At 63.5% G+C, this 12,179-nt stretch carries 8 protein-coding genes; 5 read left to right on the top strand and 3 right to left on the bottom strand.

Translation table 11 applies throughout. The features are described from left to right. Positions 1 to 3: 3 nt before the first annotated feature. Positions 4 to 444, bottom strand: coding sequence for a hypothetical protein (locus GKZ68_RS12945; protein ID WP_173115452.1), 441 nt, complete (start codon positions 442 to 444; stop codon positions 4 to 6). On the opposite strand from GKZ68_RS12945, the gene GKZ68_RS12940 reads away from it, so the two are divergent. Further along, positions 443 to 2,227 carry a 3-(methylthio)propionyl-CoA ligase gene (locus GKZ68_RS12940; protein WP_367949162.1) on the top strand — a complete coding sequence of 595 codons (1,785 nt, stop codon included), beginning with the start codon at positions 443 to 445 and terminating at the stop codon, positions 2,225 to 2,227. The two genes, GKZ68_RS12945 and GKZ68_RS12940, sit on opposite strands and share 2 nt — an antisense overlap. Before the next feature lie 133 nt (positions 2,228 to 2,360). On the opposite strand, the gene GKZ68_RS12935 is transcribed toward GKZ68_RS12940, so the two are convergent. Further along, on the bottom strand, positions 2,361 to 5,354 hold the full coding sequence (locus tag GKZ68_RS12935) for a DUF2723 domain-containing protein (RefSeq protein WP_173115448.1): 2,994 nt from the start codon (positions 5,352 to 5,354) through the stop codon (positions 2,361 to 2,363). 279 nt (positions 5,355 to 5,633) lie between these two features. Next, positions 5,634 to 6,152 (bottom strand): T9SS type A sorting domain-containing protein, encoded by a 519-nt coding sequence (locus GKZ68_RS12930; protein WP_173115446.1) that lies wholly within the window; start codon positions 6,150 to 6,152, stop codon positions 5,634 to 5,636. A 1,100-nt stretch (positions 6,153 to 7,252) separates the two neighbouring features. Between GKZ68_RS12930 and GKZ68_RS12925 the strand changes: the two genes are divergently transcribed. From GKZ68_RS12925 to GKZ68_RS12910, 4 genes are all read left to right on the top strand, one after another. Then, the gene (locus GKZ68_RS12925; RefSeq protein ID WP_173115444.1) at positions 7,253 to 8,029 is read left to right on the top strand and encodes a hypothetical protein; all 777 of its coding nucleotides are present in this window, start codon (positions 7,253 to 7,255) and stop codon (positions 8,027 to 8,029) included. A gap of 517 nt (positions 8,030 to 8,546) precedes the next feature. Further along, on the top strand, positions 8,547 to 10,709 hold the full coding sequence (locus tag GKZ68_RS12920) for a hypothetical protein (RefSeq protein WP_173115442.1): 2,163 nt from the start codon (positions 8,547 to 8,549) through the stop codon (positions 10,707 to 10,709). Next, positions 10,688 to 11,524: a hypothetical protein gene (locus tag GKZ68_RS12915; RefSeq protein ID WP_173115440.1), complete on the top strand. Its 837-nt coding sequence runs from the start codon at positions 10,688 to 10,690 to the stop codon at positions 11,522 to 11,524. Before GKZ68_RS12920 ends, GKZ68_RS12915 begins: the two co-directional genes overlap by 22 nt. Further along, positions 11,485 to 12,144, top strand: a complete 660-nt coding sequence (locus GKZ68_RS12910) for a T9SS type A sorting domain-containing protein (RefSeq protein WP_367949230.1) — start codon at positions 11,485 to 11,487, stop codon at positions 12,142 to 12,144. The genes GKZ68_RS12915 and GKZ68_RS12910 overlap by 40 nt, the downstream gene beginning before the upstream one ends. The last annotated feature ends 35 nt before the right edge of the window (positions 12,145 to 12,179 follow it).

Here is a 12,179-nt window from a genome sequence, read left to right as displayed (position 1 = left end):
GGGTTAGCTAGCCCGCGCTGCGCTCAGCTGCTCGCTTTTTAGCCAGGCCAGCGCCTCGGCCTCGGTGATGCACTGGTTCATGCGGAAGGGGAGGTCGGCCAAATAGGTGGTGGGCTCGGGTACCACGCCATCGGCCTGAAACTCCTGGCGCAGGCCGGGAGCCATGAAGTACACCAGGCGCACCGGCGCCCCCAGTTCGCGCACGGCCTGGGCATAGTAGTCGGTGAGCAGCCACGTGAGCGTGGCCGGCGCACTGCGGCCCCGCCGCCGAATGTCGAACAGCCAGTAGTGGGCCTTGAAATGCTGGGCGGCGGCTAGCAGGTCGGCATAGTCCTGCTGGGCTTCGGCCTCGGTAGTGGGCCGGAGCCAACGGCCAATTAATACCTGGGAATCATCCTGGTAGCTTATTTCAAGGTGCCCGGAGGCAGCGTAGGGCTGGTTCATGGATGCGGCATTGCTGGTGGCTGGGCCAGCGCTACAACTAGCCAGGCGGCGTAAGCGTTCAGGTAAAGGAAAAAGAAGCCTGCACCCTGTCTGGATGCGCCAGCCGCTACTATCTTCCGGCCAGCTTCTCACTTCCCACCCGCCCCGAACCATGCTCGGACTTATGATGCAACAGCCCCTGCGCATCGCGGGGTTGATTGAACACGCCGCCAAGTGGCACGGCACCACCGAAATCGTGTCGCGCCTGCCCGAGGGCGGCCCCCTGCACCGCTATACTTACGCCGACGCCCACCAGCGGGCCAAGCGGCTCGCCAACGCCTTCACCCGGCTAGGCATCCAAAATGGCGACCGTGTGGGCACGCTGGCCTGGAACACGCACCGGCATTTTGAGCTGTATTATGGCATTTCGGGCATTGGGGCGGTGTGCCACACCATCAACCCGCGGCTGTTTTTCGAGCAGCTGGTTTACATCATCAACCACGCCCAGGACCGGCTGCTGTTCTTCGACCTCACCTTTCTGCCGCTCGTTACGAAGCTGGCGCCGCACTGCCCCACGGTCGAAAAATGGGTCCTGATGACGGGCCAGGAGCACCTGCCCACCGAGTCGGCCCTGGCCGGGCTAGCCAGCTACGAAAGCCTGCTGGCCGCCGAGCGTGATGACTTCGAGTGGCCGGTTTTCGATGAGAACACAGCTTCCTCACTTTGCTACACCTCCGGCACCACCGACGAGCCCAAGGGCGTGCTTTATTCGCACCGCTCCACGTTGCTGCACAGCTACGTGGCCTCGCTGCCCGACTGCTTCAACTGCGGCGCGCGCGACGTGATTCTGCCGGTCGTGCCCATGTTCCACGTCAATGCCTGGGGCTCGCCCTACCTGGCGGCGCTTAATGGCTGCAAGTTGGTGCTGCCCGGCCCGGCGCTCGACGCGGCCAGCCTCTACGAGTTGTTTGAGAGCGAAGGGGTTACGTTCTCGGCCGGCGTGCCCACCATCTGGTTTGGGCTGCTGACCTACATGCGCGAAGGCCAGCGCCGGTTCTCCACGCTGCGCAAGATGATAGTGGGCGGCGCCTCGTGCCCGCCGGCCCTGCTACGCGCCTTCGATGAGGAGCTGGGGGTCGAAATTCGTCACGCCTGGGGCATGAGCGAAACCTCGCCGCTCGGTACCGTGAGCACGCTCAAGGCTAGCCAGCTCGACTTGCCCGAGGAGGCGCAGTTCTTCTTGAAAATCAAGCAGGGCCGCGCCATTTTTGGCATCGACATGGAAATCGTGGACGGCGAGGGCCAGCCCCTGCCGCACGATGGCGTGGCCTTCGGCGACCTGCTGGTGCGCGGGCCGTTCGTGGTGAGCGACTACTTCAACTCGGCTAGCCCCGGCCAGCTCACGGCCGATGGTTGGTTCCGCACTGGCGACGTAGCCACCATCGACCCCGACGGTTTCATGAACATCACCGACCGCTCGAAGGACGTGATAAAGTCGGGCGGCGAGTGGATTTCGAGCATCGACCTCGAAAACCTGGCCGTGGCCCACCCGGCCGTGGCCGAGGCCGCCGTCATCGGCGTGCCCCACCCCAAGTGGAGCGAGCGCCCCCTGCTGGTAGCCGTGCGCAAGCCCGGCCACGACCTCAGTGGTGAAGAGCTGCTAGCCTTCCTCGACGGCAAAATAGCCCCCTGGTGGCGCCCCGACGCCGTGGAGTTTGTCGAGAGCCTGCCCCACACGGCCACCGGCAAGCTGCTCAAAACGCAGCTGCGCAAGGACTTCGCGGGGTATGAGCTGAAGGCCTAGCGCGAACTTTGCGAGTCCGTACAGGCAAGCGTTCCGACCATCCTGCCGACGGACTTATCGCAACCGCGCTACAACTCAAAAGCCCCGCTGGCGCGCTGCCAGCGGGGCTTTTGGGTTGTGAATAAGCGCTCTTCTACTGGCCCTGCTGCTGCAAGTAAGGGGCTAGCACCTCGTAGGCTTTCTTGGCGCGGGCGTCGTCTTTGACCTGGGCGGCGGCCTGATACACGCTCTGCAGGGTGAGCAGGTAGGCCCGCTGCGAGTCGTCGAAGAGGGCGCCGTCGTGGGTCTGGTAGTAGCTCAGGGTATTGATGCTGCGCGTGGTGAGCTTGTCCAGGATGGCGTTGGCGCGGTCTTTTTCGCCCACGGCGTAGAGCACCGGCACCAGCTGCGGCGTGTAGAAGTCGAACGGCACGGCGGCGTCGGGCATCGCGTCGAGGCATTTATCGGCCACTTCCTTGGCCTTGGCCAGGTCGCCGTCGGCGGCGTAAGCGTTGGCGAGGCGGGCAAACTTGTCGCGGTAGTTGGCCGGGAAGCGCAGGTTGTTCTCGTCGTAGAAGACGTTGGCGTTGTTCAGCCCGCGGTAGCTGAATTTGTGCATCAGCTCGTCGTAGCAGATAGATTTCTCTACGTAGCCCTCGTCGCCACGGCGGTCGTAGTGCGGGTCGCGCAGCGGCAGCAGGCGGTAGGCCATGCCCTCCAGCTGGAAGTAGGGCTGCAAATTCATGTAGTCGCTCGGGGCCACCGTGGAGCTGAAGTAGATGGGTCGCTTCCAGTTGTTGGTCGCAATCATGTCCAGAATCACCAGGTTTTTCTTCTCGATGGCGCGCTTGCCCATGCTCCAGTCCAGGCGGCTCACGAGCTGGTTTTCGCGGTCCTTAGGAATGATGCCCAGCTTTTTCACGGCCGCCGTGTCCACGTTCAAGTAAAACTTGGGCGTGGGGAAGGTCATGGTCGAGTAGTTGCCGTCGGTGTACTTGAGCAGCGGGCTGCCCTGGCCCACCAGGCTGATAAACTGCTTGAGGTCGAGGCTATCCACGGCCGGGTTGGGCGAGAAGGGCAGCATGTCGTTGTTGCCCTGCACGTAGGTGGCATCGTTCATGCCAATGGGCAGCGGCTGCGATTGATACGCCCGGCGCTTCATCTGCTGAATGTACCAGTCGGTGTTCAGGTACGAGAGCACGGCCACGCGCACGTCGGTGCGGAAACCTTCGACCTCCTGGGCGTACCAGAGCGGGAAGGTATCGTTGTCGCCGTTGGTGAACAAGATGGCATTCGGCGCGCACGAGCTGAGCAGGTTCTTGGCCGAGTCGACCGAGTTGTAGCGGCCGGTGCGGTTGTGGTCGTTCCAACCCTGGGCGAGCAGGATAGTGGGCGAAATCAACCCGAGCAGAATGGCTACCGTGGCGCGGGCATTCTCGGCCTTGAGGGCGGCGGCCAGCAGCTGGCCCAGCCCGATTACCCCGAGCCCAATCCAGATGGCGTAGGCAAACGTGGCGCCGCAGAAGGTGTAGTCCCGTTCGCGCGGCTCGATGGGCGGCTGGTTGAGGTACACCACGATGGCGATGCCCGTAAACAGAAATAGCAAGCCCACAATGAGCGCATCATTGCCGCGCCGGCGAATCTGCACAAATAAGCCGATGAGGCCCAGAATGAGCGGAATAGCGTAGAAGTTGTTGTGCGCGAAGCTCTTGCCGATGCGGTCGGGCAGGGTCGAGGCGCTCGGGCTGAAGGGCGTCAGCGTGCCCGCCTGCTGCACGTCGGACTCGCGCCCCACGTAGTTCCAGAAGAAATAGCGCCAGAACATGTGCCCAATCTGGTAGCGGAACAAGAAGCCCAGGTTCTGGCCCATCGTGGGCTTCTGGCCCTCCTGCAAGTCGGGCACCCACTTCTTATACTCCTGAATGTGCGCGGGGTCGTAGCTATACAGGCGCGGCAGCAGCATCTTGTCAGCATCGGCGTAGCCGGGCTCCTGGGCGCGGGGCAGTATCTCGACGTACTTGCCGCCCGCCCGCTTGTAGCGGGGCGCGCCTTCCTCGTAGTGGTCGGGCTGGGCATTAAACTGCGGGCCGTAGAGCAGCGGGCGCGAGCCGTACTGCTCGCGCTTGAGGTAGCTCACGAACGAGAGCACGTCCTCGGGGTCGTTCTCGTTGATGGTAGGGTGAAACGACGAGCGGATGGGCACAATCAGGTAAGTCGAATACCCGATGAGAATGAACGTGAAGCACAGCATGGCCGTGTTCAGCAGCTGGCTGCGGCGCTGGTAAGAGAGGCGGAAGCCAAACCAGATGGCGCCCACAAACAGCAGCAAAAAGATAATCAGACCCGAGTCGAAGGGCAGGCCCAGGTTATTGACGAAGAACACCTCGAAGCCGCCCGCTAGGGTCGGCAAACCGGGGATAATGCCTACCAGCACCGAGCCCACAATAAGGAGGCTCACTACCAGCGTGACAAGGCCGCCCACCATGTTGGGGTTGCTGGCGCGGCGGTAGTAGTAGATGAACGCCAGGGCCGGCACGGCCAGCAAATTCAGCAAGTGCACCCCGATGCTGAGGCCGATAACGTAGGCAATGAGGATGAGCCACTTATCCGAGTCGGGGTCGCTGGCGTGTTCCTCCCACTTCATCATTATCCAGACTACGGCGGCGGTGCACAGGCTCGACATGGCGTACACTTCGCTTTCCTCGGCATTGAACCAGAACGAGTCGGAGAACGCGAACGAGAGCGCCCCCACGATGCCCGCCCCCAGAATGAGCAGCGTCTGGAAGCTGGTCGGCTCGGGCGTTTCGGTTTCAAACTCGCTGCGGGCCACCAGCAGCTTGCGGCCCATGCGGGTGATAATCCAGAACAGAAACAGCACCGTAAACGCGCTGCTCAGGGCCGAGAGCGCATTCACCAGCACCGGCACCTTGGTCGTGTCGCCGAAGCTGAAGAGCGACATCAGTCGGCCCAGAATGAGGAAGGTGGGCGCGCCCGGTGGGTGGGGCACCAGCAGCTTGTAGGCGCAGGCCGTAAACTCGCCGCAGTCCCAGAACGGGGCGGTGGGCTCGAGCGTGAGCAGGAAAACGACGGCGGCAATGGCAAACACCACCCAGCCGACCAGGTTATTCAACCGTTGAAATGAACGCATACGGGGCAAAAAAAGCCAGCCGCCGCTGCCCGAAGCAGCCGCCGCCCAGCCAGAGGAAAATTCCGGTATAGCTAAACCGTTGCCACTTGGCAACAAGCCCCAAAAGTAGGCAACAACCACCGAGGGGTTGCGTGGGAGGTAGGAATTAGGAATAGGGAGTGAGGAATTGGGCACAAGAAAGGGGCGCCGCGGCTACTGGGTGGCAGTAGTGGCAGCGCCCCGGAGCAGTAATGGGAGAATTTTTTAATTCGTCATTCCTAACTCGTCGTTTTAAATTTTCTACAGCAGCGTCAGGCGGTTGGTGCTCACGGCCTTGTCGTTCACCAGCAGCGAGCAGAAGTACAGGCCGGCCGGCAAGCCGGTTACGTCGAGGGGCAGGCCGGTGGTGGCGGTGGCCAGCGGCAGCGGCAGCAGGCGCACCTCGCGGCCGAGCACGTTGCTCAGGCGCATCTTGTAGTCGGGGCCGTGCTGGGCCGTGAGCTGCACCGTGAGCAAGCCGCGGGCGGGGTTGGGGAATACGCTCAGCAGCGGCGCGCCACTCTGGGGCGGCATGCTAGCCAGCGCCGCGTGCAGGGAGGGTGGCGTAAACAAGCCCGTGGAGCTGGCCGGCCTGGCAAAGGTGAGGCCGGGTGCGGGGCTACCCAGCGCCCACAGCAGGCTGCCCGTTTCGGTGCCGAAGGCCTCCGAAAGCGGCGGCGTAGCGGCGGCGCTCAGGTGCACGCCATACGTAGTGGCCGCGGCGGGTAGCAAAGCCAATCCGGCCAAAAAGAGCGTCAGCAAACGAGTAGCAAAGCGCATGGATGCAGGTAGAAGAGTGGGAATAAGCCGGAAGCTGGCTCAAAGGTAGTAGTTTGCCAGTGAGTCGGTAATAAACAAGCACCGTGCCGGGCCGATAAGTTTCCGGACCGGCAGTTTCCATCGACCAACGCCCGGCCTTACTCGGCAGGCGGAGCCTCAGCTACTTACGCCTAACTTCGGCCTGCTGGCCTCGTTACGGACTAAAGCGAGGCTGCCAGCCTAGCGGGCCGGGCGGCGGGGCCAGGCCGGGAGGGTGCTTAGTTGGCTATGGAAAAAAATAGTACGCTTGTTTTCTGCCAGCGTTGGCTGGTCTGGCTGGCTGGCCTGGTTCCGGCCGCCTGCACCCCAGCGGCCGAGGAGCGGCGGCCCACCGTGCTGCCGGCCCCCCACACGGCGCAGGCGGCCGTGCGGCCCTGGCCGGGCGGCTTCGGCTTCGGCTGCAACCTGGGCTACTACGGCCCTGCCTGGCCCGACGAGCGGCTAGCCCAGGCCGTATGCGCGGCCGGTGGCAATACCCTGCGCGTGACGCTCCCCGAGCAGTTTCTGGCGCAGTGGGGCTGGGAGGCGCGCCGCCCGGCTTTCCGCTACTATGCCGACTCGCTGCACCTGCGCGACCTAGTGTGTTTCGTGGGCGACCCTAGCCCCGCCCACCGCGACCCCGTGACGTATCCCGGCTGCCCAGGGCCCAGTAAGCTGTTTGCCAACTTATATGAACCCATCTGGCTAGCCGATAGCACCGTCAACCCCAACAACTACTACGCGCAGTATATCTACCAGCTCACGCAGCGCTACGGCTCGAACGTGCGGGTGTGGGAGGTGGTCAATGAGCCCGATTTTATCACTAATACAGTTAATAAGGAGTGGCTGGGCCGCGCCCCCGCGCCGGCTGAGCTGCCCAACGTGCTGGCTCCCACCGAGCGCTACATCCGCACGCTGCGCATTACCTGGGAGGTGGTGAAAAAATACCAGCCCACTGCTTATGTAGCGCCCGGCGGGCTAGGGTATGCCGAGTTTCTCGACGCGCTGCTGCGCTACACCGACAACCCGCGCGGCGGGGTGCCCAGCGCCGAGTTTCCGGCCACGGGGGGGCGTATTTCGACGTGCTCGCCTACCACGTGTACCCATCCTACGACCTGCGCCACCGCGACTGGTGGCGCGCCGGGCGCTTTGCCTACACCCGCACCTCCGACTTTGCCGCCCGCCAGGTGCTGGCCCACCAGGCGGCGATGGTGGCCGTGCTGCGCAAATACGGCTACGACGGCACGGCTTACCCCAGCAAGCACCTCCTCGTCAGCGAAACCAACATCGGCCGGCGGCCCTCGGAGTGGCGCGCCGGCTCGGATGCGATGCAGCGCAACTTTGGTATCAAGGCGCTGGTGCTGGCCCAGCAGGCCGGCATCCGGCAGCTGCACTTCTACCGCGTGGGCGAGGGCGCCGCTGCGCCGCCGCCCGGCACCGCCGTGGGCGGCGATACCGAGCTCCAGCTCATGGGCCTCTACGAAAACCTGAGCCGCGACTGGCCCGGCGCCCAAAAGCTGACCGAGCTGGGCCGCGCCCTGCGCGCCTGCGGCCGCCTGCTGGCCGGCCGGCCCTACGATGCGGCCGGCACCGCCGCGCTGCGCCTGCCGGCCGGCGTGGCCGGCGCCGCTTTTGGCCAGGGGCGCCGCGCGGTGCTGGTGCTGTGGGCCATCGCCACCACCGACCAAAGTGAGGCGGCCACTGCTACCTACCCGCTGCCCACCGCGTGGCGCCGGCCCACGCTCACCCGCTACGCCTGGGACTACGTGCCCGGCGCCCCCGGCCAGCCCTGCGCGGGGGCTAGCCTGGCGCTCAGCGGCACGCCCGCTTTCTTCGCCGTGGCGCCCCTGGCCCCCTAAATAAATGTGCAAAATTATGGCCTTCTCCGGGCCGGGCTAAATAAACCGTTCGCGACTAGTAAGCTGAACAGCAATTAGTTCTAAAAAGCTGCTTTGCGTAGCGCCCGGTGGCTTTTTGGTAAAAAGCAACGCCAGTTTACTGCAAATATAGCCAGCAAAAAAAAGTACTACTGATTTAGTGAAAAGTCTAATAAATTAAGTGCAACTGATTGATTACTAATTTGTAATTAAGCCTATTGATGGTAGCGGTCTGGGTTTTAGGATGTATTTTCGCTACGCAGTGAAGAATAGGTAAGCGGGCTGGCCGCTTGAATGTCAGCAGTGGATTTAGAAATACCCTTGCCCTGGGGCGCGAGGTGGCGGTTTGCATCAACCGGCCGCTAGCTTCCGCCTTCTCCTGGCTGCTCGCCGCAGCATTTCCCACCCGCCCTTTCCGGATTTTACCCTATCAGGCAGCTGGTACCAACGCCGTTGTGCGCGCTTGGTTTTATTCTAATTAATTTATATGGATAAAAATTTGATAAAAATATTTTGGCTAGCGCTGGTAGGCGGCCTGCTGGCTTTCTCGGCCCAGGGCCAGGCGGCCGGCGAAGTTCGGGTGGCCATCACGGCGATTTCGCCCAGCATCGATACCGGGCAGGACTACTCGCCCTGGCTCGATGACGACATGAACAACCTGGTGCGCAATAGCTGGATGCCCGCCAACTTCCAGTACATCGATGTGACGCTGAAGCTGGCCGCAACGACCACGCTCAGTCGGCTTTCGCTCTTCGACTACGAGGGTGTTTTTACGGCGCAGCCCGCGCTGATTTATGCCCAGCGCGGCACGCAGCGCACCCTCATCGGCTCGTTCGATGGCGCGCAGTACAACGTGTGGGTCGATATGAAGGCCAGCAGCCCGGTTACGGCCGACGCCATCGTCATTCATAAGTTTTGTAATAATATCCCGGTCAAAATCAAGGTATTTGGGGTAGCTGGGGCCACTACTACGCCCGCGCCGGTAGCGGCTACGCTACGCTTTGGCCCGCTGGCCACCAAAACGGTGGGCGACGCCCCCTTCGCGCTCGTGGCCACCAGCACGAATGCACTGACGCCTATCACGTTTGCCTCGTCCGATGCCAGCGTGGTGAGCGTAGCCCAAAGCAGTGCGGGCACCTGGCAGGCCACGGTGGTGGGCGCGGGCACGGCCATCATCACGGCTAGCCAGGCGGCTAGCAGTACCTACCTGGCCGCCAGCGCCTCGCAGATACTCACTGTGCAGGCGGCCACCACGCCGGCCCCTGCGCCGCCGCCCTCTACTACCCCTGGCGGGCCGGGCACGGCGGGCAAGATTCCGATTGACCCGAGCCGCTGGTACCAGCTCACCAACGCGCCCAATACTATCGCGCCGCTCTTCGATGGCTCAATTACCACGGCCGCTACCATTGGCTGGGGCAAGGTTATTCCGACCTACGACGCCTACTACCCGCTGCTGCCGGGTGAGGCTATCAGCCTGGAAAGCATTCGCTTCTACGACGGCGAGGGCAGCAACCCCAGCGACCCCATGACGCTCTCGGTTATTACCGATACCTGGCAGCGCATTCCGGTGGCCACCTTCACCGGCGGGCAGTACCAGCGCTGGGTGGGCCCCGACCCTAGCCAGCCCGACAATTATAAGCTGAGCACGCCCGTCAGCAATATTCGCTACCTCGTCATCACGGCTTCGTGGGCGTACCCGACTGAGATTGAGCTCACGGGCTCTTACGTGGCCGGCAGCGGCGTGGCGGCTGCCGACGGGCAGGCGCTGGCCGTGCAAAAGAAAATCAAGCTCGCCCAGGAGCTGGGCGTGAACGGCTTTGAGTGGGACGTGGAAGCCCCCAACGCCCCCGGCCAGATTGACGAGACGCGCCTCAAGGGCCTCAAGAACTTCACCGGCTTTCGGCACTACCTCGACTGGCAGAAGCTCGAATCGACGGAGGGCGGCTACACCTTCAACCCCGTGCACAGCGGCGGCTGGAACTACGACATCTTGTATCAGCGCCTCAAGGCGGAAGGCATTACGGTGCTGGCCTGCATTAAAACGCTGCCCGACTGGCTGCTGGCTACCTACCCCGGCGACCAGCGCGAGTTGGAAAACGTGCCCGTGCGCTACGGCAAGGATTTTTCGGACCCCAACTCGTACCTCGAGCAGGCCAAGGTGGCGTTTCAGTACGCGGCCCGCTACGGTGCTAACGCCGGCGTGCCGGCTAGCCTGCTGCACGTAGACGCCAGCACCCGCTGGGCCGGCGACGGCGTGAACGAGGTGAAAATCGGCCTCAACCTGGTGCACTACGTGGAGTGCGACAACGAGCGCGACAAGTGGTGGAAGGGCCGCAAGGCCTACCAGACCGGCCGCGAGTACGCCGCCAACCTGTCGGCGTTCTACGACGGCAACAAGAACACGATGGGCGCCGGCGTGGGCGTCAAAAACGCCGACCCGAGTATGCAGGTCGTGATGGGCGGGCTCGCCTCGGCCACGCCCGACTACGTGCGCGGCATGCTAGACTGGTGCAAGCAATACCGGGGCTACAAGGCCGATGGCTCGGTCAACCTGTGCTGGGACGTGATTAACTACCACCTCTACGCAAACGACGCTAGTACCTCGCAGGGCGGCAGCTCGACGCGCGGCGCCGCCCCGAGGTGGCCAACACCGCCCAGGTAGCCCAAAGCTTCGTGCAGATGGCCCACCAGTATGCCGGTGATATGCCGGTGTGGGTGACCGAGGCCGGCTACGACACCAACCAGGGCAGCCCACTCAAGGCCATCGCCATCGGCAATAAATCGGTGCTGCAAACCGAGGCCGACTGGACCCTGCGCACCGCGCTGCTGTACGCCCGCTGGGGCGTCGAGCGCACGTTCTTCTACATGCTGACTGATGACAACGCGGCTAGCCCGGTGCAGTTCAGCTCGTCGGGCCTGCTCAACGCTGACCGCTCGGCCCGGCCCGCCGCCGACTTCCTGCGCCAGGCCGGCCAGCTGCTGGGCAATTATACCTACACCGGCACCCTCAACAGCGACCCCATCGTGGACCGCTACGAGGCTAGCGGCCAGACGATTTATGCCCTGGTGGTGCCCGATGAGAAGAACCGCACCGCCACCTATACCCTCGACCTGGGCTCGGCCACCACGGCCACCATTTACCAGCCCACGGCCGGCCAGGCCGGCATGACGGCCACCGCCGTGAGCGCGCCCAACGGCAAGCTGACGCTCACCGTGACCGAAACGCCGCAGTTTGTGGCGGCCGGGGGCACGCCCGCAGCACCTACTCCCACGGCCTGCGCCGGCACTGGCTCGATAGGCTGGGAGCAGTGGCTTGGGGCCTGGGGCAGCATCGCTGCTATCCCCCTGACCACGACCGCCAACAACATGGCCCCGCTCACCAAATTTGAGAGTGCGCGTAACATTGGCGATTATTACGGCGCGCGCATTCGGGCTATATCTGCCCACCCCAGGATGGTAGCTACACCTTCGAGATAGCCGGCGACGACGCCTGCCAGCTCTACCTGAGCACCGACGATAACCCGGCCAATAAGCAGCCGATTGCCAGCGTGAGCGGCTACACCAACTACGGCGAGTGGAACAAATACAGCACCCAGCAGTCGGCGCCGGTGGCCTTGCTGGCCGGCCACCGCTACTACGTAGAAGCCCAGCACGTAGAAATAGCGGGCGATGACTTTGTGGCGGTAGGCTGGACGCTGCCCGATGGCACCGTAGAGACGCCCATCGCCGGCGCGCACCTTATGCCGTTTGGTTTCACAGCTGCTAGTGCTATTTCCCAAACGGCTGGTGCCAACGCGGCCCAGGCCTCGGCCGCCGATGCCACCAGCCCCACTGCCGCGCCCGGCCTAAGCGTGTATCCCAACCCCTTTACCAGGCAAACGACCCTGGCGTTTGCCTTGCCGCAGGCGGGCCAGGCTACACTTGACGTATACGACGTGCAAAACCGCCTGGTGCGTCGCCTGTTCACCGGCTCGGCCGAGGCTGGTGAGCGCCAGTGGTTCACGCTCGAGGGGGCTGGCCTGCCGGTGGGCGTGTACCTGGTGCGGCTCGTCACGAGTAGCCGGGTGTACACTCAAAAGCTGATGCGGATAGACTAAAATCAGGCTTCCTGCCTGCAAAAAGCGCGTCCTGC

It is taken from the genome of Hymenobacter sp. BRD128, assembly GCF_013256625.1.
Classification (GTDB): Bacteria; Bacteroidota; Bacteroidia; order Cytophagales; family Hymenobacteraceae; genus Hymenobacter.
The sequence above is the reverse complement of the archived record's forward strand: the minus strand, read 5'-3'. Positions and strand labels throughout refer to the sequence as shown.